Genomic DNA, 19,664 nt, shown 5'->3' on the forward strand with positions numbered 1-19,664 from the left:
GCACACCAGCCTCGCCCGCAGCCGCCAGTCCAGCTCCTTCGCCACCACATACCCCGATCCAGCCAGGGTGTTGCACTAGCTCCCTGAGACCACCCGAGTGAAATCGCCCGAAACGCTCTTTTCGATGAGCCCGTTGCGGCCAGCGCCGCCGCCCGGGTTGCGGCGGCGCGCGTGCAGGGGTAGAGATGAGAACACGTTCTCAGGGCGGGGTGAGATTCCCCACCGGCGGTGATGTCACCGGTCCCACGACCGGAGGCGAGCCCGCGAGCGCCCCGCTTCGGCGGGGGTCAGCAGACCCGGTTGGATCCCGGGGCCGACGGTCATAGTCCGGATGGAAGAGAACATCGCGCCACCTGCGCGAACCCCGGCCCACCCGGCCGTGGCGAGAGGGGTGACGCGGCATAAGCCCTGGGCCGTCTGTGTTGAGCCCGCGAAAGGGGCACACGATGAGCCTTCTCGTCTCATTCCTCGACGCGCAGTTGTTGATCGGCGGAGTCCCGATCCTGTGGCGCGAGATCATCGGCAATCTCTTCGGATTGGCCGCCGCGATCGGCGGCATGCGCCGCGTGGTCTGGGCGTGGCCGGTCGGAATCGTCGGCAACCTCACCCTGCTCACCGTCTTCCTCGGCGGCGTCTTCCATACCCCGCAGGACGTGAATCTCTACGGGCAGGCGGGCCGCCAGGTCATGTTCCTGGCGGTGGGCGTCTACGGCTGGTGGCGCTGGTCGAGCGAGAAGCTGCGGAACGCCTCGGCAGCCGCGGGCCCGGGCGGCAGCGCGGAGGGCGTCCCGGCCGTCCGGCCCCATTGGGCGACGGGTCGCCAGCGTGCTGGCCTCGTCGTGGGCATGCTCGTCGGCACCCTTGTCTTCGGCTGGGTCTTCGCCGAGCTCGGCTCGTGGGGCCCGTGGGCCGACGCCTGGATCTTCACCGGCTCCGTCCTGGCCACGTACGGCATGGCGCGCGGCTGGACCGAGTTCTGGCTGCTGTGGATCGCGGTCGACATCGTGGGCGTGCCGCTGCTGCTCAAGGCCGGCTACTACCCGTCGGCGGTGCTCTACCTGGTGTACGCGGCGTTCGTCATCTGGGGCTTCGTGGTGTGGTGGCGCGTCGACCTGGCCGAGCGGGCGGCTGCCGACAGTCTCCCGCGAGCCCCCCGAGCGCAGGAGACGGAAACGGTCGCCTGACGCGCGGCCGTCACCGGCTCCGGTTTCGCCGCGTGGTCAGACCCGCTCACGTTTTCCCAGGACGCGTCCGCGCCAGAGGTGCATTTGCGACCACGCGACGAGCGCGCCCCTCAGCGCGCGACCGCGCCGACCGCGTTCAGCGCCGGCGTCCCCGCACCGCCGCCACCACGATGAGCGACAGCGCCGCGAGCGCGAACCCGAGCCCGCGGAAGTCGATCCACGCGAACACCAGCCCGGACAACAGCCCGCCCGCCGCGCCGGACAAGGCGACGGCCACGTCGGCCTGACCCTGCACCGTCGCGCGGACGTCGAGCGGCACGGACGTGGTGAGCACGGTGGTGCCGGCCACCAGCCCGAGGCTCCAGCCGACGCCCAGCAGGATCAGCGCGAGCGCGACCAACGCCGTCGACTGCGGTGGCGCGAGCGCGGCGATCACCCCGGACGACAGCAACACCACGCCCGCCGCCACGGCCACCGTCCGCGTGCCGTACTTGTCGACCAGCCACCCGGACAGCGGCGCGGGCAGGAACATCGCGGCGACGTGCAGCGAGATGATCAGCCCCACCACGGTCACGGCGTGGTCGTGTGCGCGCATGTGCACCGGCGTCATGGTCATCAGCCCGACCATCACGAACTGCGTCAGTGCCATCACCACAACGCCGGTGATCACGTCGGCGTTCCACACGCGCGGCCGCTCGGCGAGATCGGCGGGAGTGGGGTAAGAGGACGAGGTAGAAGGCGAGGTCGAAGTCGACGAAGAGGACGACGACAACGCCTCCACCGCGTCGCCACTCACCGGGCCGGGTGCCCCCGCGCCGGGGGCGCGGGGCGCGCTCGCGTCGGGCCCGGCGGCGTCGTCGGGCTCGGTCGCGTCGCCGAGCTCGGGGGCAGCAGCTCGTCCGGGGCCGTCCTCGACTGCGGCCACGGCCGCCCGGCGTCGCGCCTCGATCAGCGGGTCCGGGCGCAGGAGCAGGGAGATCACGATCGCGGCGCCGCCGTACGCTGCCGCGGCGAGCAGGAACGGGCCGGCCAACGTGGGCAAACCGAGCGAGTCGGCGACCGAGCCCATGGGTCCGACGAGATTGGGGCCGGCGACGGCTCCGAAGGTGGTCCCGAGCAGCACGTAGGACAGGGACCGGCCGCGGCTCTCGGGCGTGGCCAGGTCGGCGCCGGCGTAGCGGGCCTGCAGGTTGGTGGCGGTGCCGGAGCCGTAGACGACAAAGGCGAGGAACAGCAGGGGCAGGGACCCGAGCGCGGCTGCCACGACGATCCCGATCGCCCCGAGGGCACCGAACGCGAAGCCGGTCGCCAGGCCGGGCCGCCGACCGCGGGCCTGGGACAGCCGGCCGACCAGGATCGCCGCGAGGGCGGACCCGCCGGTGAACAGCGCCGACGGCAGCCCGGACAGTCCCGGCCCGCCGAGCAGGTCCTCGGCCAACAGCGCGCCCACGGTGACGCCTGCAGCGAGACCGGCCCCGGCGAGGAGCTGGCCAAGGACGAGGACCGTCAGAATCCGTTTCTGCGCCGGATTGGCCGCCGGGTCGGGCTCGGAGAGGGCAGGTGTGGCCCCAGCGGTGAATCCAGCGGCACCGCTGCCCTCGGCGGCCCGCGGACGGGTCATCTCTCGACCCAGCTTCGAGCGTGGAGCAGCACGTCCACAGCGGTGGCCTTGCCAGCGGGCCGCAGGTCGTGGCGGAGTGAGATCACCTCGAGCGCCTCGGCGCCGCGGGCGAGTTCGGTGATGCCGGGCAGCACGGTCGGATCCTGTGGCCCGCCGACACCGCGGCGCAGGTTCTCGGCGGCGTGACCGAGGTAGACGAGGTGTCCGCCGGGCCGCAGCCACCCGCCGGCGGCGCGTAGCACGCCCACGAGGTCGTCCATGCCGAGGTGGAGGAAGCCGATCACCACGAGGTCGACCTTCTCGGTCGGCTCCCACGCGGTGGCGTCGCCGACCACCCAGTCCACGCTGCCGCTGCGCCCTTCGTCGGAGTCCTTGGCCCGGGCCTGCTCGATCGCGACCTCGGAGAAGTCCACGGCCTCGACCCGCCAGCCGTGCGCGGCGAGCCAGCGGGCGTGCCGACCGTCGCCGCAGGCCAGGTCGATCGCGGTGCCGACAGTTAGGCCCGCGTCCTCGGCGGCGGTCACCTCGGCGACGATGCGGGCGGCCGGGGTGGTGCCCCAGGCGTCGGGCTGCGCGAGGTAGCGGGCGTTCCATTCGGCTGCGTCCACGTGGGCGTCCTTTCGGTGTGTGGGGTCGGGGCCGGCGGCGGTCTGGGCCGGCGAGCCACCGGGGTGTTCGGTGTCGTCGGTGGAGGTGCTCGGTATCGCCGTGGGGTTCCAGTCTCCTCTACAGGGCGCTGCCGGGCACGGCGCGGCGCTCACTCTGGTGCCAGTGATACCCGCAAGGGTATCCGTTATCGCCCGTCGACGTGAGATCGTGGGCACAGATCCGGAGGTGGTCATGACCGAGAACTCAGACCGCGACGATGCGTCGTTCTTCGCCCGCGGCTGGGTCGTGGCGAGCCCGATGCTGGAGCGGTTCGGCCTGGCCCGGGCTCGTCGGCGCCTGGTCGCGGGGCTGAACGGCACGGTGGTGGAGGTGGGCGCCGGCAGCGGTGTGACCTTCGAGCACTACCCGCCGGAGGTCACCCGCGTCGTGGCGATCGAGCCCGACCCGCACCTGCGCGCGCACGCCCGACGACGCGCGGCCCGCGCGGCCGGGGAGGCTGGTGCGGGGACGTCCATCGAGGTCGTGGACGCGGTGGCCGAGGCGCTCCCGCTCGCGGACGCCGAGGCCGACGCCGTTGTCTTCGGGCTGGTCCTGTGCACGGTCCCGGACGTGCCGGCCGCGCTCGCCGAGGCCCGGCGGGTCCTCCGGCGCGGCACGCAAGATCGCCCCGGCGCCCAGAATCGCCCCGGCGCGGAGGATCGGCCCGGCGGCGAGATCCGCCTGCTCGAGCACGTGCGCGCGCCCGGCCGGCTGGGCCGGTTCGCCGACCGCATCGCGCCGGTGTGGGGCCACGTCGGCGGGGGCTGTCGGCCGAATCAGGACACCGAGGCGCTGCTCGCGGAAGCCGGCTTCGACGTCGCGGCCCTGCAGACGCGCCCGTTCCCACCGGTGGTCCCGCTCATGCCGATGCTCAGCGGCGCCTCCCGTCCTCTCAGGACCTACGCGCCCTGAATGTCACTGTGTCGCCCGGTTGCGCACCCGGATGGCGTCATTCCGGGCGCGCACGTCCCCGGGGCGAGCCAGGCGACAGGGCGCGAACGTCGCGGGCGCGAGGCATGCCGGGCCCCCGGCTCAGCGCGCCCGCACCTCGCGCATGGGTGGCCGCTCGCCGGGCGCCACCCGGATCGACTCGGAGACGAACTCGCCGGTCTCGGCATCGCGCCGGTGGAGGATGAGGGTGTCGCCGGGCTCGTCGTCGTCGCCAACACCGCCACCCACGCCAACACCGCCACCCACGCCAACACGACCGCCACCCCAGGCCACCCGCCCGTGCCGCCGGAGCCGCTCGAGCACGGCCAGGTGCTGGTGCATCGCCATCACGGACAGCGCCGAGTCGGGGGAGTTGCGGTGCACGCGCCGCCCGAGGTCGACCTGGGCGAGCGCGTCGAGCCCGTACTCCTCGTACAGGTCGATGAGGATCCCGATGTCCACCCCGTACGCGCCGGCGAACGGGATCGACTCCAGCGCCGCGCGGGTGCCCGCGTACTCGCCGCCGAGCGGCTGGATGAACCCGGTCAACGCGGGCCAGTGGGTGGCCAGCAGCGGCCGCGCGACGAGCTCGGTGACGCGGCCCCCGCCGGCGGGCAGGACGGTGCGGCCGTCGTCGAGGGGCCGGTCGAAGGCGCCCTTGCAGAACACCACGCCCGGCTCGGTCAGCAGCGGCCCGAGCAGTCCCACGGCGAAGTCGGTGTCGAACTCGCGCAGGTCGGAGTCGAGGAACACGACGATGTCACTGTCGGTGGCGGCCAACGACTTCCACAGCGCCTCGCCCTTGCCGGGCACGTCGCCGAGGGCGGGGAGGATCTCGCCCTGCGCCACGACCCGGGCCCCGGCGCCGGCGGCCACCGCCGCGGTCGAGTCGGTGGAATGGGAGTCGACGACGACGAGCTCGTCGATCAACGGCACCCCGATCACCAGTTCGGTGCGCAGCGCCTCGACGATCAGTCCGACCGTCGTCTCCTCGTTCCGGGCAGGCAGCACGACCGAGACACGGCGTTCGGCCTTGGCCGCCACGAGCTCCTCCGGGCGGAAATCGGCGGCCCGGTAGGTCCGGCGCGTCGACCAGGCGCGAACCGGGTCGATCCGGTCCGCGAACGCCGTACGCGAGTTGTCGGTCACCTCCGCGATCCTGCCAGAGCGGGGGAGACCCGGCCGAGAGCGGGAGAACCCGTTCACCCCGGTGTGCCACGATGCAGTCATGGATTTCTCCCCGTCCCCCCGCGCCGCTGACCTCACCGCGGCGGTCCGGGAGTTCATCGCTACTCGGATCGCGCCGGTCGAGTCACAGATCCACGCGGACATCGCTCGTCGTCGCCTGGCGGGGGAGGACTCGTGGGCGGTCGACCCGCGCGTCGCGGAGTTGCAGGCGGCGGCCCGCGCGGAGGGGCTGTGGAACCTCTTCCTACCCGCCGGCCACGAGGGCCCCTACGCCGAGCGCTACGGCACCCGCGGCGGCGCCGGCCTGACGAACAGCGACTACGCCCCGGTCGCGGAGGAGATGGGCCGCTCGTTCCTGGCGCCGCTGGTGTTCAACTGCAACGCCCCCGACACCGGGAACATGGAGGTTCTGCTCAAGTACGGCTCGGCCGAGCAGAAGGACCGCTGGCTGGACCCGCTGCTGGCGGGCGAGATCCGCAGCGCGTTCCTCATGACCGAGCCCGAGGTCGCGTCCTCCGACGCTTCGACCATGGCCGCGACCGCACGGATCTCCGGTGACGAGGTGGTCCTCGACGGCCACAAGTGGTGGTCCACCGGTGTCGGCCACCCGGACTGTCGGGTCGGGATCTTCATGGGCGTCACCGATCCCGACGCCCACCGCTACCTGCGGCATTCCATGGTCCTGGTGCCCATGGACGCCCCCGGCGTGAGCGTGGAGCGGATGCTCACGGCGCAGGGGATGTTCGACGAGCCGCTGGGCCACGGCGAGGTGCGCCTGGATGGTGTGCGGCTGCCGGTCAGCAACATCATCGCCGGCCCGGGCCGTGCCGCCGAGATCGCGCAGGGCCGCCTCGGCCCGGGTCGCGTCCACCACTGCATGCGGCTCATCGGCCTGGCCGAGCTCGCGCTGGACCTGGCCTGCCGCCGGGCGTCGGAGCGGGTGGCGTTCGGCAAGCCGATCGTCAACCTCGGCGGCAACCGCGAGCGACTGGCCGAGGCGCGCATCGCGATCGACCAGGCGCGGCTGCTCGTCCACCACGCCGCCTGGAAGCTCGACACCGAGGGGCAGGCCGCGGTCGAGGTCAGCGCCATCAAGGCCGCCGTCCCGCGTATGGCGCAGCAGGTCATCGACATGGCGATGCAGCTCCACGGCGGCGCCGGGATGAGCGACGATGTCCCGCTGGCCGGCGCGTACGCCACGGCGCGGGCACTGCGGCTGGCGGACGGCCCGGACGAGGTCCACCTCGGCGTCGTCGCCCGTGCCGTGCTCGCCCCCTACCGCGACGCCGCCGCGGCGCGCACCACCGCCGAGGAGAGCCGATGAGCGCACGCGACCGCCAGACCTCACGCGACCACGACCCGGCGCTGCGCCGACGCGTCCCCGGCACGGGGGAGGTGCGCGGGGAGGATTCGTTCGACGTCGAGGCCGTGGCCGCGTGGTTACGGTCGATCACCCCCGATGACCCGTCGGTGCTGGCCGGCGTGGATCTGGGTGACGACGACCATCCGGTCCTGCCGGAGGTGCGTCAATACACCGGGGGCGCCTCGAACCTGACCTACCTGCTTCGATACCCGGGCGCCGATCTGGTCCTGCGTCGCCCGCCGATCGGCACCAAGGCCCGGGGCGCGCACGACATGCGCCGTGAGCACCAGGTGCAGTCGGGGTTGCGGCCGGTGTACCCGCTGGTGCCGCGCATGGTCGGATACTGCGACGACATGGCGGTCATCGGCTCCGAGTTCTACGTGATGGAGCGGATGGCGGGCACGATCCTGCGCAAGGATCTGCCACGTGAGCTGCGCATGGACCGCGTCACCACCCGTCGGCTGTCCGAGGCGGCGGTGGACGCGCTCGTCGACCTGCACTCGGTGGACATCGCGGCGGCCGGGCTCGAGGAGCTCGACCGAGGCGAGGGCTACGTGCGGCGGCAGGTCGAGGGCTGGTCCGCCCGCTACCGGCGGGCGCGCACCGCCGACGTGCCCGATTTCGCGCCGGTGATGAAGTGGCTCGAGGCCAACCAGCCCGAGGATTCGGGACACTGCCTGATCCACAACGACTTCCGGTTCGACAACCTGGTGCTGGACCCCGACGACGTCACGACCGTCGTGGGCGTCCTGGACTGGGAGATGGCCACCGTGGGCGATCCGCTCATGGACCTGGGCGGTGCCCTGGCCTACTGGGTGCAGGACGACGACGGCCCGGTGTTCAAGGCCTTCCGCCGTCAGCCCACCAACGCCGCGGGCATGCTCACCCGCCAGCAGGTGGTGGACCGGTACGCGCGGCTCGCGGGGATCACGATCACCGAGGAGCAGTGGCGGTTCTACGAGGTGTTCGGCCTGTTCCGGCTCGCGGTGATCGCGCAGCAGATCAACCACCGCTACTTCCACCGGCAGACCACCAACCCCGCGTTCCGGGCGTTCCGTCCGGCCGTGGGCCTGCTCGAGCAGCGCTGCCTGCGCATCATCCGTACCGGGCACGGTGATCTCACGCCGGGCCGGATCGGGGTGCGCGACGTGCTGCCCGAGCTGCTGGCCGTGCCGCGGGTCGCGATCCCGCTGGTCGCGGGCGGCGTGCACGACGTGCGCACCAGGGTGGGCGGGATCCTCGGCGCGATCACCGGCCACGACGGAAGGGAGAATCGCTGATGGGTGCCATTCATCTCGTCCGCCACGGTCAGGCCTCCTTCGGTTCCGGCGACTATGACCGGCTGTCGGAGACCGGGCATCTGCAGGCGCGCCTGGCCGGCGAGGACATGGCCGCCCGGGGACTCCGGCCGGACGTGATCATCCACGGCGGACTGCGTCGGCAACGCGAGACCGCCGAGGGCATCCTGGCGGCGCTGCGCGAGCACGCGGACTGGGACTGCCCGGTCGAGGTCGACGAGGGCTGGGCCGAGTACGACGCCGACGAGGTCCTCGAGGCCGCGCGGGTGGCTGGACTGTCGGCCGAGCACGGCACCCTCGACACCGCCGGCTCGTCCGCGGAGGCCAAGCAGGCCTTCCAGCGCCAGCTCGACGCCGCCCTCGGCCACTGGGCCGGGCTCGAGGCGTTCGCGCAGTACACGAGCACCACGACCGCCTCACTGGCCGCTGCCGCGGACCGTTCGGGAACGGGGAAGACGACGGTCGTGGTGTCGTCGGCGGGCACGATCTCGCTGGCGGCCGCCGGTCTGTTGGCCGACAGCGAGGGCGTGGTGGGGCTGTGGACCCGGCTGCAGCGCGTGACCGTCAACACGGGCATCGCGCGCGTCGTGGTGGGCCGCGAGGGCATGAACTGCATCTCGGTCAACGAGCACCAGCACCTCGAGCGCGCCGCCGGCCCCGAGGACCCGCGCAGGCTCGTCACCCTGCGGTGAGCTGGACGGCGAGCCGCTGGGTTGCGCGGGGCTGAGCCGCGCGGTCGCCGATGCGGTGGCCCGCGTCACCGTATCGTGGGGCCAGGCGGCCGCGACAGCGGCTGTGACAGCTCTGACGAGGAGTCCCGATGCCCACGTTCCACCGCGGCCACACCACGATCGCCTACACCGACACCGGCGTACCCGAGGGCCGCGAGGACGCCCCGGTGGTGTTCTTCGCCCACGGACTGTTGTTCTCGGGCTGGATGTTCCACCGCCAGATCGAACACCTCCGGGCGGATTACCGCTGCGTGACCATCGACTTCCGGGGCCAGGGCAACTCGCCGCGGGCGCGGGGCGGGTACGACATGGACACGCTCGCCGTGGACGTGGCCGAGTTGCTGCGGCACCTGCAGATCCCCGTGGTGAACTTCGTGGGCCTGTCGATGGGCGGTTTCGTGGGGATGCGCCTGGCGGCCCGGCAGCCGGAGTCGGTCCACACCCTGACCCTCATGGACACCGCCGCCACGGCCGAGGAGCCCGCCAACCGCAGTAGGTACAAGACGCTGTCGAAGGTGTACCGGCTCACCGGGGTCCGGCCACTGCGTGCCCGGGTCGCGCCCATCATGTTGGCCCCGGGGAACATCGACGCCCCGTGGGTGGAAGACTGGCTGGCGGCGCTCGATCGGACGGACCGTGCGGGCCTGGCCAAGGCGATCGAGTCCGTCGCGGACCGGGACCCGTGTGAGGACGAGGCCGTCCGGATCATCGCGCCGACCCTCATCATGGTCGGCGCCGAGGATGCCGCGACGCCCCCGGCCAAGTCGCGGCGGCTCGAGGAGCTCATCGACAACACGAGCTTCCACGAGATCCCCGGAGCAGGGCATTCGCCCAGTATGGAGCGCCCGGACGAGGTCAATGCCATCCTTTCGGCGTTCCTCTCCGAATACAACGCATAGCCATATAAAAGCGCCCCATTTCATGCGCGGACAAGGGAACTGATGACAGCGGATCAATCGTCACCGGACACACCACCGGCAGACCCGGCGGTGAAGGGGCCCGTCGCGCACGGACCCGCCCGCGACAGCGGCTGGGTCGGTGTCCTCACCGGCCGGGTGACCGCCTGGGTGATGCTGCTGGTCATGCTGGTGGCCGCCGGTGCGGTGTTCGCGTTCGCGTCGTCCGGGTCCGCGTCCGAGGCTCCCAACACGCTGCCCGACGACGCCGAGTCCGCCCTCGTGTCGCAGATCCAGTCGGAGTTCCCCGACTCCGGCTCGGTTCCGGCGGTCCTGGTCGTGAGCCGGACCGACGGCGGCGAGCTGGGCCCGGAGGGCATCGCCACCGCGGTCGGCGCGGGCGAGCGGATGTCCGAGGTCGTGGGCGTCCCGGCCCAGGGGCCCATCCCGTCCGAGGACGGTGGGGCCGCCCTGATGCTCGTGCCGGTCGACTCCGAGATCCTGTCGGGCAGCGAGGGGAATGAACTCGTCGCCGACATGCGCGCCGCCGTCTCGGACGGTCTCGACGACGGCGTGAGTGCCCAGCTCACCGGTGGCCCGGCCTTCGCCGCCGATACCGCCGCAGCGTTCGAGGGCGCCGATTTCCGGCTGTTGGCCGCCACTGCGCTGGTCGTGGCGGTACTGCTCATCATCACCTACCGCTCCCCGGTGTTGTGGCTGGTCCCGCTGATCATCATCGGCATCGCCGACCGGGTCGCCTCGCTCGTCGTCGCCGCGCTCGGCGAGGCTATGGGCGTCACCGTCGACGGCTCGACGTCGGGCATCGTCTCCGTTCTCGTCTTCGGCGCCGGCACCAACTACGCGCTGCTCCTCGTCTCCCGCTACCGCGAGGAACTGCGCAAGAACGAGGACAGGCGCGGCGCACTGCGCGCCGCCTACCGCGGTGCCGTGCCGGCGATCCTGGCCAGCAACATCACCGTCGTCCTGGCTCTGCTCACCCTGCTGCTGGCGACCCTGCCCAACTACCGCTCGCTCGGCATTTCCGCGGCGGTCGGCCTGATCATCGCCGTGATCTTCGCGCTCGTCGCGCTGCCCGCCGCGCTCGCCGTGTGCGGACGCGGCCTGTTCTGGCCGTTCATCCCGCGCCCCGCCACTCCCGCCGCCACGGGCTCCGCAGGGGGTTCCGCGGCGCAGGGCCAGCATGAGCAGCACGGCAAGCACGAACTGCACACGTCGACGACCCCCGCCGGCTTCGACGACGAGGTCCCGCCCGGGATCTGGGGCCGGATCGCCTCGCGTGTGGTCCGGCGGCCCGTCACCGTTCTGGTGTCGTGCGTGTTGCTGCTGGTCGTGCTGGCGTTCGGGCTCCTCGGCACGCGCGTGGGACTGAGTCAGACCGAGCAGTTCCGTACCGCCTCCGAGTCGGCCGCGGGTCTGGAGACGGCGGCCGAGCACTACCCGGCCGGCGTCACCGACCCCGTCACGATCGTCACGCGTACGGGAACCGAGGGGCAGGTCCTCGAGGCCGTCCAGGACGTCACCGGCGTGGTCTCCGCTATGCCGTCGGGGGAGTCCGGCACCGGGTGGAGCCGGGTGAACGTCGTCCTGGACGCCGCCCCGGCCACCGAACGCTCGGAGGAGAGTGTGCTCGGCCTACGTGACGCCGTCGACACGGTCCCCGGCTCCGAGGCGCTCGTCGGCGGTTCGGTCGCCAAGGCGGTCGACACCTCCGAGGGCAACGTCCGCGACTTCACGCTGATCGCGCCGCTCATCCTGCTGGTGGTCTTCGTCGTCCTGATCCTCGTGCTGCGGTCCCTGATCGCCCCGCTGCTGGTGATGGCTGCCACGGTGTTGTCGTCGGTCGCCGCGCTCGGTCTCGGCACCTTCGTCACCACCCAGATCCTGGGTTTCCCCGGACTGGACGTCTCGGTGCCGCTGTACAGCTTCCTGTTCCTGGTGGCGCTGGGCGTGGACTATTCGATCTTCCTGACGATCCGCGCCCGGGAGGAGGCTGCCACCCACGCCACCCGCGAGGCCATGGTTCGTGCCGTCGCGCTGACCGGCGGCGTCATCACCTCCGCCGGCATCGTGCTGGCGTCGGTGTTCGTGGTGCTCGGTGTGCTGCCGCTGATCGTGCTCACCCAGGTCGGCGTGATCGTGGCGCTCGGCGTGCTGCTCGACACCTTCGTCGTTCGTACGCTCGTCGTCCCGGCACTGTTCACCCTGGTCGGGGACAAGGTCTGGTGGCCCGGTAATCCGCGGAGCGGCGCCGGCGCCCGTACCTCCCGGAATGCACACGACACCTCCGGTTCCGCTCACAGTACCAACGCCACCCCCGCCGATACCGCACAGGAGATCCACTCATGAATCCGCTCCGCGCTACCCGAATCCGCTCACTGGTCACCATCTCGGTGATCGCGCCACTGCTCGCCGCCGGTCTCGGGGCCGCCCCGACCGCAGGCGCCCAGGACCTCACCGACGGAGGACGCCTGGGGGGCGGTTCCTCGCAACTGCTGCCCGACGGCGTCGCGCTCGGCTCCGTGGGGGGACCCGAGCTCAGCCAGGTCGACTCCGTCGACCTGGAGAGATATGCGGGTCAGTGGCATCAGGTGGCCGCCATCCCGCAGCCGTACACGCTGCAGTGCACCAACGACACCAAGGCCGAGTACGAGATCACCTCCCCCGGCACGGTGTCGGTCCGCAACACTTGCGGTTCGGCCGTCAGCTCCGATTCCGTGATCGAGGGTGAGGCCACCGTCCGCGACACCGACACCAACGCCTCGCTCCGGGTGAACTTCCCGATGGTTCCGTTCCAGGACGAGAACGGGCCCGTCAACTACCGGATCACCTATCTGGCCGACGACTACTCGGTGGCCATCGTGGGTGATCCCACCCGGTCTTCGGGATTCGTGCTCAGTCGTGAACCGGTGCTCGCTCCCGAGCAGTGGTCGACGGTGCGACAGGTGATCGAAAACCGGGGTTGGTGGTCGTGCGCCTTCCTCACCGTTCCGATGGCAGAAGGCCGCGGCGATGTGACGCCGCTGTGCCTGCTGCCCTGACGAGAGTGATGGGTGCGGTCCGATGAGCATCGACGTCAGCTGCACGGTTCCCGTGGCCCCGGCCGAGGCGTGGCGCTACCTCGCCGCGCCGGGCGCGCTGCGGCGGCTGTCCCCACCGTTCATGTCCTTGCGCCCGGTGCACGAGGCGGGATCGCTGCGCAACGGCGAGGCCGTACTCGAACCCCGAACCGCCCTGCCGGGACCGCTGGCCGCACGGTTCGGCCCCCGGTGGGTCGCGCGGCACGACCCCCAGGGTTTCGTCGACGGCGAGCGCTTCGTCGACCGCTGCGTGTCCGAGCCCTACGCCACTGCGACCGGCTGGGTGCACGTGCATACCGTGACCGCCGGACCGACCGGCACCGCCATGCTCGGCGATCGCGTCGAGGCCCGCGTCCCCGAGCCGATGCTGACGCGTGTGTTCGCCTACCGGTACCGCCAGATGGCCGCCGATCTGGCGACGATCGCGCAGTTCGGCTCGGCAGCGGCGCCGGCGGCGACGCCCCTGACCGTCGCGGTGACGGGTGCGTCTGGCCTTATCGGCACGGCGGTGACCGCGCTCCTCGGCGTCGCGGGGCACCGCGTCATCCGGCTGACCCGCCCGGGCGGTGGCCTCAACGCCGGTAGAGACGACGCCGGGAGTTACGACGACGACAACGCCGTCGACCCCGCCCCCGCTCACCGGTCCGAGCGCGTCTGGGACCCGGCCGCTCCTGCGACTGATCTGCTCGACGGCGTCGACGTCCTGGTCCACCTGGCCGGCGCGTCGATCGCCGGTCGTTTCACCTGCAGCCACCTGCGGAAGGTTCGCGACAGCCGGATCGACCCCACCCGCCGGCTTGCGGAACTCGTGGCCGAGCGCGACGGCGCCACCGCGATGGTGCGTGCGTCGGCCGTCGGCTTCTACGGCGCCGACCGCGGCGGGGAACCACTGTCCGAATCGGCGGCCAATGGGACCGGGTCGCTCGCCGCGATCGTCGCGGACTGGGAGCGCGCCTGCGAACCCGCCCGGCAGGCCGGTGCGCGCGTGGTGAACGTGCGAACCGGGCTCGTGCTCTCGGCGGCCGGCGGGATGCTGTCGCCGCTGGCGGCGATCACCCGCACCGGCCTGGGCGGTCGCCTCGGCTCCGGGCGGCAGTGGATGTCGTGGATTTCGCTCGACGACCTCACAGACATCTACCTGCGGGCGATCGTCGACCCGGCGCTCGCCGGTGTCGTCAACGGAACCGCGCCGGAGCCGGTCACCAACGAGGACTTCACGCGGGAACTCGGCGCTGTGCTGCATCGCCCGACGGTGGTCCCGGTGCCGGGGTGGGCACCCGGGCTGCTTCTCGGCAGCCGAGGCGCTGACGAACTCGCGTTGGCGGATCAGCGGGTCCTGCCTCACGCGCTGACCGAGCTCGATCATCACTTCCGCTACCCGCGACTGCGTGAGGCGCTGGAACACGAACTCGGTGCGGAGAGCCTGCCCACCGCGCTGTAGCGGCGCTTGGCGTGACGAGCAGGGTTCCCCGGCGCTGTTGTCGGACGCTCAGCGCTGCAAGATCATCGGGACGAGCACGCGCCGCGCGAGGCCACGGATCTCGTCCTCGGACTGCACGAGCGGCGGGCCGTCGGGCATCACCACCAGCGAGTGGAGGAACCGGCCGACGGCGCTGCCGACCTCGCGCGACAGGTCCTCGACCTCCGTGTCGGTCATCGCGCGGGTGTGGACGTCGGCGTCCCACGTGTTGCGGACGAACTCCGCGACGATCTCGGTGATCGCGGCGAGCACCGAGTCGGACTGCCCGGCCAGCACGGCCATGGTCTCGATCTTGTCCACCTCGATGAGCCGGCGGACTAACTCGCTCTCGCGGATGTCGAACACCGTGCCCACGAGCAGATCCTCGACGTGCCGCACCGGGTCCCATTCCAGCGACTCGAACGACGTGAACCGGGCGTTGACGGACATCATCAACCGCTGTGCCTCGTGCGCGTAGATGGCGCGGAGCATCTGGTCGCGCGTCCCAAGTCGCCGGTAGAGGGTCACCCGGGTCACGCCGGCCGCTCGTGCGATGACGTCCGTGCTCGACGCCTTGATCCCGCGCTCGGCGAGGACCGCACACGCCACCTCGATGATGCGGATGTCCTCCGCGTCATGAACGACAGCGGCGCCGCCGTCCGCGTCCTCCGCAGACGTGCTGTCGGAGGATGCATCACCGGACGCTGTGCTGTCAGGCACTGCGTCGGCAGGACGGTCGGCGCCGCGGCCAGTGTTACGTGTCACTCTTTCATGTTACGACCTGTGGGTGGGCCGTGAGGCGTCACCGTGGAGCTGGTCGACGCAGATGGTCAGCGGGACTGCTCGCCCTCGACCGGGTAGGCACTGTAGCTGCTGGGCGAAGTCCCAGGCTGTGGGGCCTGCGGCCCGTCGATTGCGGCTGTGCCGGCCTGTCCGGGTGCAGCCTGGCCAGATGTAGAGGGGTCGGGCGCGGCCCCACCCTCGGATTCGGGAACCATGTCGAAGACGCCGGGCCTGGGCTTGCTCGCGCGGGTCTCTTCTTCGGTTACCGAGGTGGTGCCCTTCGCCGCGGCCTCCGCCATGGCGACGGACCGCGCGATCTCGGGATCGGTGGAGGTGTCGAACCACGCGTCCGGCGCGGACGGCAGATCCGCATCCGTGTCGACCTCGGAGGGTTCGTAGCGGAACACCCCGTCGTCGTCCTTCTTCGCGACGGCCTTGACGAAATTCTCCAGCGAGTCGCCGAATTGCGACGGGATCATCCACATGGTGGCGGCGTCGCCCTTGGCCATCTCCGGCAGATTCTGCACGTACTGGTAGGCCAGCATCTCCGGCGTCGGCTTGGACGCCTTGACCGCCGCATTGACGCGGGCGATCGCCGCGGCCTGGCCCTCGGCGACGAGGTAGCGCGCCGCACGCTCACCCTGCGCGCGCAGCATGCGGGACTGGCGATCGGCCTCGGCCGAGAGGATGGCCGCCTGCTTGTTGCCCTCGGCGTCGAGGATCGCGGCCTGCTTGGCGCCCTGCGCCGTGGTGATCGCAGCCTCGCGCTGGCCCTCGGCGGTGAGGATGGTGGCGCGCTTCTCGCGGTCGGCGCGCATCTGCTTCTCCATCGAGTCCTGGATGGAGGGAGGCGGATCGATCGACCGCAGCTCGACGCGGGCCACACGCAGTCCCCAGCGACCCGTCTCGGAGTCGAGCACGCCACGCAGCTGCTTGTTGATCATGTCGCGGCTGGTGAGCGTCTGCTCGAGCGTCAGACCGCCGACGACGTTACGCAGTGTCGTGGTGGCGAGCTGCTCCACAGCGATGATGTAGTTGTTGATCTCGTAGACCGCCGACTTGGGGTCGGTGACCTGGAAATAGACGACCGTGTCGATGCTCAGCGTGAGGTTGTCCTCGGTGATCATCGACTGCGGCGGGAAGGTGACGACCCGCTCGCGCAGGTCGACCTTGGCACGCACCCTGTCGATGAACGGGATGATCAGCGTCAGCTGACCGCTGGCGGTTCGTTGGTAGCGACCGAGCCGCTCGATGACGGCGGCCTCCGCCTGGGGGATGAGCTTGACCGAGCTCACCACCACCGAGGCGATTAATATGACGATGACGGCAAGGAAGATCAATCCACCCATGGCATTCCTCTGGTTGTGTCGTGCGTGTCGGGTTTATTGGTCAGACCGATGCGGAGTCCGCGACGGTCCTAGAAGCCGCGCACGACGATGGCCGTGGCGCCCTCGATCTCATGCACGAGGATCTTCTCGCCCGCGGCGAACGTCTCGCCCTCGATGAGCGGCCGCGCCGTCCAGGTGTCCCCGGAAATCTCGATCAGCCCGCTCGAGGAGTCGATGGCCTCGACGACGGTTCCGTCCCGCCCGGTCAGCGCTGCGGTGTTGGTGTCGTGCTCCGGCAGTGCCGCGAGGAGACGACGTCGGACGACCGGGCGCACGGCGACGAGCATGATGACGGAGACGAGGGCGAACGCCAGAGCCTGCCCCCAGATCGGCACGCCGAGGAACGCCGCGCCCGCACCCCCGAGCGCCCCGGCGGCCAGCATGAGCAGAAACAGTTCGCCACCCGCCGCTTCTCCGGCGGCGAGCAGCACTGCTGCCCCGAGCCAGATCAGTCCTACGTGCATGTCACGAGACTACCGGCATCACGCTGCCCGGGAGGGCGGTCCCGAGGGTCGGATCGGGGCGGACGAGCGCCGGAGCGGGACCGCTGGTGGTCGGACTAGGCTCGTCCGCGTGTCGATACTCAAGAAGTTCGCGTGGCTCTCGGTGGCCACGGCGATCGTCACCATCGTGCTCAAGATGGCGGCCTGGTATGTCACCGGTTCGGTGGGCCTGCTCTCCGATGCCGCGGAGTCGGTGGTCAACCTGGTCGCCGCCCTCATCGCGGTCGGGGCGGTGACCGTCGCCGAGCGACCGGCCGACGACGACCACCAGTACGGACACTCCAAGGCCGAGTACTTCTCGGCGGGCGTCGAGGGCGCGATGATCTTCATAGCCGCCGCGTTCATCCTCGTGGTGAGTGTCGAGCGCATCATCAATCCGGCACCGCTGGAATCCATGGGCGTCGGCCTGGCGATCTCGGTGGTCGCCGCGGTGATCAACGGGATCGTCGGGGCGGCTCTCGTGCGAGCCGGCACCACACACCGCTCGCCGACCCTCAAGGCGGACGGCAAGCACCTCATCACCGACGTGATCACCTCCGTCGGCGTGGTGGTGGGCCTGACGCTCGCGTGGCTCACCGGGTGGGAGATCCTCGACCCGTTGGTGGCGATAGGAGTGGGGCTGAACATCCTGTTCATCGGCTACAAGCTGGTCAAGGAATCCGGAATGGGGCTGATGGACGCAACCCTCCCGGAAGAGGACAACCGGGCGATCGAGGAGGTGCTGGATCGCCATCGCGAGCCGGGGCGCGTCGACTTCCACGAGTTGCGCACCCGTGAGTCAGGCAAGTGGCGCTTCGTCGAGTTCCACGCCCTGGTGCCGGGGGACTGGAGCGTCGATCGCGGGCACGACCTGGTGGAGACGGTCGAGCAGGAGATCCACGCGGCCCTGCCGAACTCCCACATCGCCAGCCACCTCGAGCCGATCGAGGATGAGCGCGCCTACAACGACGTCCATCTCTGACCTACCCGGCCTCCGACCGGCCTCCGACCCGCCCGCGCGCTCCCGCCCGCACGTGCCGTGCCGCTGTCGGGCCTGCCGCCCGCGTTGGCGCCGCGTGGTCGCAAATTATGCTGGCGTCGGGGCCTGCCCTGGGAGAATGTGAGGGGGTCAGACCACTCGGCGAAAGTTGGTCTGCGCAAGTCGCGCAGTCCGGCCCGATACCAGTCGTACTCTTGTCCGCGTGGCACACCCGATCATGTTCGACGCCGACGATCCGCTGCTCGCGCGGCTGCGGGCCATCTGCATGGAGTTCCCGGACGCTGCGGAAAAGATCTCGCACGGACGGGTGGTCTGGTTCACGACCAAGGTGTTCGCGGTCTACGGCGGCAAGGTCAAGGGCGACCACGCCGACCCGATGCTCGACCGGGCGCTGCTCTTCCTCCCGGATCCGGCAGAACGCCTCGCACTGGACCAGGACGAGCGATTCCACGTGCCCGCCTACTACGGCCCGGCCGGGTGGCTGGCGCTGCCGCTCGATGTGGGTCGCGCGCGGGGGCAAGCCGCTGCGGAGGTCGACCCAGCAGACGTGGCTCCTTCGGGCGCGGGTCCTGTCGGCGTGGACTGGAGCGAGGTGTCCGAGCTGGTCGAGTCCTCGTACCGCCAGACCGCCGGCGTCCGCCGGGTGGCCCGCCTCGACGCGGCTACCGGGGCAGGGCGGTCGCGATGAGACTGGCGTGCAGCCCCCCGGGGTGGGTGCGTTGCGCGGTGATCGCGAAGTCCGCCCCGGCGAGCACCTCGGCCATCGTCTCAACCGGCCAACGGTAGGCGCGGCTCCCGGGGTGGTCGAACGCCTCCAGGCGGGGACCGGCGAAGAACGCGACGAGCATCGACCCGCCGTCGACGAGGATTCGCCGGAGCGTGGTCGCCGCTTCCGGCATCTCCTCGGGACGGAGGTGGATGAGCGAGTACCAGGCCAGAATGCCCGACCACAATGGCGAGTCGCCGGTGTCAGCGGTCTCGGCGAGATCGGCGATCGAGGCTTGACGGAACGCGACCGCAGGGTGGGCCCGTCGGGCGATGCCGACCAACTCAGCCACGGGCTCGAGTCCCTCGATGCTGTACCCCAGCGTTGCGAGGTGACCGGCCCACCGCCCAGTGCCCGAGCCCACGTCCAGGATCGGCCCCCGGACGGTGCCGGCCCAGTGCTCGATCACCGCACGATCAGGATCGGCCGAGGAGACGACTGTGCCCAGCATGTCGGCGATTTCGGAAGCGCGTGATCCGTACGCGGTCAGTACTTCGTCAGTCGCCACGGGGTCACCGTATCTCCGCAGCCTGAGACCTCGCCGCCCGCAGGCCTGCCGTCCGCCCTGACCGCCCGTAGTAACTGCGACCCGCCAGATTCTGTTGGTGCCAGTATCCGCGCACCAGCAGTGGCAGATCCGGAATCCAGAAGCCGTCTCCCATCGGGGTGACGCTCCCGCGGGCGCCGAGCTCGACATCCGCAGAGACGATGCCGGGCCCCTCCGTGGTCCGCCTGGAGGCCAGGACGGTGCCGTCCGGGTCGACGATCTGCGTGGCCCCCACGAACTCGGTCTCGTACGGGACCGAGAGATCCGAGCCCGGCGCCAGCA

General features: G+C 71.1%; 18 protein-coding genes, 1 pseudogene and 1 riboswitch. Of the genes and pseudogenes, 11 read left to right on the forward strand and 8 right to left on the reverse strand.

Features of this window, described 5'->3' with window-relative positions; translation table 11 throughout:
• The first annotated feature begins 191 nt into the window (after window positions 1–191).
• Window positions 192–347: riboswitch (FMN riboswitch) on the forward strand.
• 99 nt (window positions 348–446) lie between these two features.
• A complete protein-coding gene (locus tag ACWIE7_RS16745; RefSeq protein ID WP_454070018.1) occupies window positions 447–1,184 on the forward strand; it encodes a nicotinamide mononucleotide transporter family protein in 738 nt (245 codons plus the stop codon).
• A 136-nt stretch (window positions 1,185–1,320) separates the two neighbouring features.
• Here ACWIE7_RS16745 and ACWIE7_RS16750 read toward each other — a convergent pair whose 3' ends face one another.
• Entirely contained in the window at window positions 1,321–2,805 is a 1,485-nt protein-coding gene (locus ACWIE7_RS16750; RefSeq protein ID WP_454070019.1) for an MFS transporter, read from the reverse strand.
• Complete coding sequence (locus tag ACWIE7_RS16755) at window positions 2,802–3,413, reverse strand: class I SAM-dependent methyltransferase (RefSeq protein WP_454070020.1); 612 nt, start codon at window positions 3,411–3,413, stop codon at window positions 2,802–2,804. Before ACWIE7_RS16755 ends, ACWIE7_RS16750 begins: the two co-directional genes overlap by 4 nt.
• Window positions 3,414–3,645: 232 nt before the next feature.
• On the opposite strand from ACWIE7_RS16755, the gene ACWIE7_RS16760 reads away from it, so the two are divergent.
• The gene (locus tag ACWIE7_RS16760; protein WP_454070021.1) at window positions 3,646–4,365 is read left to right on the forward strand and encodes a class I SAM-dependent methyltransferase; all 720 of its coding nucleotides are present in this window, start codon (window positions 3,646–3,648) and stop codon (window positions 4,363–4,365) included.
• A 120-nt stretch (window positions 4,366–4,485) separates the two neighbouring features.
• Here ACWIE7_RS16760 and ACWIE7_RS16765 read toward each other — a convergent pair whose 3' ends face one another.
• Window positions 4,486–5,532 carry a glucosyl-3-phosphoglycerate synthase gene (locus ACWIE7_RS16765; protein ID WP_454070022.1) on the reverse strand — a complete coding sequence of 349 codons (1,047 nt, stop codon included), beginning with the start codon at window positions 5,530–5,532 and terminating at the stop codon, window positions 4,486–4,488.
• Window positions 5,533–5,611: 79 nt separating this feature from the next.
• Here ACWIE7_RS16765 and ACWIE7_RS16770 point away from each other — a divergent pair, with 79 nt between their 5' ends.
• The 7 genes from ACWIE7_RS16770 to ACWIE7_RS16800 all read left to right on the forward strand — a co-directional run bounded on the left by ACWIE7_RS16770 (window position 5,612) and on the right by ACWIE7_RS16800 (window position 14,398).
• The gene (locus ACWIE7_RS16770) at window positions 5,612–6,895 is read left to right on the forward strand and encodes an acyl-CoA dehydrogenase family protein (RefSeq protein ID WP_454070023.1); all 1,284 of its coding nucleotides are present in this window, start codon (window positions 5,612–5,614) and stop codon (window positions 6,893–6,895) included.
• Window positions 6,892–8,214 (forward strand): phosphotransferase family protein, encoded by a 1,323-nt coding sequence (locus ACWIE7_RS16775; RefSeq protein WP_452100595.1) that lies wholly within the window; start codon window positions 6,892–6,894, stop codon window positions 8,212–8,214. Before ACWIE7_RS16770 ends, ACWIE7_RS16775 begins: the two co-directional genes overlap by 4 nt.
• Entirely contained in the window at window positions 8,214–8,924 is a 711-nt protein-coding gene (locus tag ACWIE7_RS16780; RefSeq protein WP_454070024.1) for a histidine phosphatase family protein, read from the forward strand. The genes ACWIE7_RS16775 and ACWIE7_RS16780 overlap by 1 nt, the downstream gene beginning before the upstream one ends.
• Window positions 8,925–9,052: 128 nt before the next feature.
• Window positions 9,053–9,862 carry an alpha/beta fold hydrolase gene (locus ACWIE7_RS16785; protein ID WP_454070025.1) on the forward strand — a complete coding sequence of 270 codons (810 nt, stop codon included), beginning with the start codon at window positions 9,053–9,055 and terminating at the stop codon, window positions 9,860–9,862.
• Between the two features lie 171 nt (window positions 9,863–10,033).
• Window positions 10,034–12,226, forward strand: coding sequence for an MMPL family transporter (locus tag ACWIE7_RS16790; protein ID WP_454070030.1), 2,193 nt, complete (start codon window positions 10,034–10,036; stop codon window positions 12,224–12,226).
• Window positions 12,223–12,918, forward strand: a complete 696-nt coding sequence (locus ACWIE7_RS16795) for a lipocalin family protein (RefSeq protein WP_454070026.1) — start codon at window positions 12,223–12,225, stop codon at window positions 12,916–12,918. Before ACWIE7_RS16790 ends, ACWIE7_RS16795 begins: the two co-directional genes overlap by 4 nt.
• 22 nt (window positions 12,919–12,940) lie before the next feature.
• The gene (locus ACWIE7_RS16800) at window positions 12,941–14,398 is read left to right on the forward strand and encodes a TIGR01777 family oxidoreductase (protein WP_454070027.1); all 1,458 of its coding nucleotides are present in this window, start codon (window positions 12,941–12,943) and stop codon (window positions 14,396–14,398) included.
• 48 nt (window positions 14,399–14,446) lie between these two features.
• Here ACWIE7_RS16800 and ACWIE7_RS16805 read toward each other — a convergent pair whose 3' ends face one another.
• The 3 genes from ACWIE7_RS16805 to ACWIE7_RS16815 all read right to left on the reverse strand — a co-directional run bounded on the left by ACWIE7_RS16805 (window position 14,447) and on the right by ACWIE7_RS16815 (window position 17,051).
• Window positions 14,447–15,181: a TetR/AcrR family transcriptional regulator gene (locus tag ACWIE7_RS16805; RefSeq protein WP_295650065.1), complete on the reverse strand. Its 735-nt coding sequence runs from the start codon at window positions 15,179–15,181 to the stop codon at window positions 14,447–14,449.
• Between the two features lie 65 nt (window positions 15,182–15,246).
• Window positions 15,247–16,548: an SPFH domain-containing protein gene (locus tag ACWIE7_RS16810; RefSeq protein WP_452100591.1), complete on the reverse strand. Its 1,302-nt coding sequence runs from the start codon at window positions 16,546–16,548 to the stop codon at window positions 15,247–15,249.
• Window positions 16,549–16,616: 68 nt separating this feature from the next.
• Window positions 16,617–17,051 carry an NfeD family protein gene (locus ACWIE7_RS16815; protein ID WP_452100590.1) on the reverse strand — a complete coding sequence of 145 codons (435 nt, stop codon included), beginning with the start codon at window positions 17,049–17,051 and terminating at the stop codon, window positions 16,617–16,619.
• A gap of 109 nt (window positions 17,052–17,160) precedes the next feature.
• On the opposite strand from ACWIE7_RS16815, the gene ACWIE7_RS16820 reads away from it, so the two are divergent.
• Window positions 17,161–18,051, forward strand: a complete 891-nt coding sequence (locus tag ACWIE7_RS16820) for a cation diffusion facilitator family transporter (RefSeq protein ID WP_452100589.1) — start codon at window positions 17,161–17,163, stop codon at window positions 18,049–18,051.
• A gap of 220 nt (window positions 18,052–18,271) precedes the next feature.
• Window positions 18,272–18,757, forward strand: a complete 486-nt coding sequence (locus ACWIE7_RS16825; RefSeq protein ID WP_454070028.1) for an MmcQ/YjbR family DNA-binding protein — start codon at window positions 18,272–18,274, stop codon at window positions 18,755–18,757.
• Here the strand turns inward: ACWIE7_RS16825 and ACWIE7_RS16830 are convergent.
• Entirely contained in the window at window positions 18,732–19,343 is a 612-nt protein-coding gene (locus ACWIE7_RS16830) for a class I SAM-dependent methyltransferase (protein WP_454070029.1), read from the reverse strand. The two genes, ACWIE7_RS16825 and ACWIE7_RS16830, sit on opposite strands and share 26 nt — an antisense overlap.
• A 4-nt stretch (window positions 19,344–19,347) precedes the next feature.
• Window positions 19,348–19,664 (reverse strand): annotated as a pseudogene (locus tag ACWIE7_RS16835) (carbon-nitrogen hydrolase family protein); the annotation flags it as partial.

The sequence above is a fragment of the Dietzia sp. NPDC055343 genome, from assembly GCF_053645265.1.

Coding starts and splice junctions, on each gene's coding strand:
- ACWIE7_RS16750 (WP_454070019.1), bottom strand. CDS start 2,805: ATGACCCGTCCGCGGGCCGCCGAGGGCAGCGGTGCCGCTGGATTCACC.
- ACWIE7_RS16770 (WP_454070023.1), top strand. CDS start 5,612: ATGGATTTCTCCCCGTCCCCCCGCGCCGCTGACCTCACCGCGGCGGTC.
- ACWIE7_RS16785 (WP_454070025.1), top strand. CDS start 9,053: ATGCCCACGTTCCACCGCGGCCACACCACGATCGCCTACACCGACACC.
- ACWIE7_RS16760 (WP_454070021.1), top strand. CDS start 3,646: ATGACCGAGAACTCAGACCGCGACGATGCGTCGTTCTTCGCCCGCGGC.
- ACWIE7_RS16745 (WP_454070018.1), top strand. CDS start 447: ATGAGCCTTCTCGTCTCATTCCTCGACGCGCAGTTGTTGATCGGCGGA.
- ACWIE7_RS16780 (WP_454070024.1), top strand. CDS start 8,214: ATGGGTGCCATTCATCTCGTCCGCCACGGTCAGGCCTCCTTCGGTTCC.
- ACWIE7_RS16810 (WP_452100591.1), bottom strand. CDS start 16,548: ATGGGTGGATTGATCTTCCTTGCCGTCATCGTCATATTAATCGCCTCG.
- ACWIE7_RS16800 (WP_454070027.1), top strand. CDS start 12,941: ATGAGCATCGACGTCAGCTGCACGGTTCCCGTGGCCCCGGCCGAGGCG.
- ACWIE7_RS16790 (WP_454070030.1), top strand. CDS start 10,034: ATGCTGCTGGTCATGCTGGTGGCCGCCGGTGCGGTGTTCGCGTTCGCG.
- ACWIE7_RS16775 (WP_452100595.1), top strand. CDS start 6,892: ATGAGCGCACGCGACCGCCAGACCTCACGCGACCACGACCCGGCGCTG.
- ACWIE7_RS16815 (WP_452100590.1), bottom strand. CDS start 17,051: ATGCACGTAGGACTGATCTGGCTCGGGGCAGCAGTGCTGCTCGCCGCC.
- ACWIE7_RS16795 (WP_454070026.1), top strand. CDS start 12,223: ATGAATCCGCTCCGCGCTACCCGAATCCGCTCACTGGTCACCATCTCG.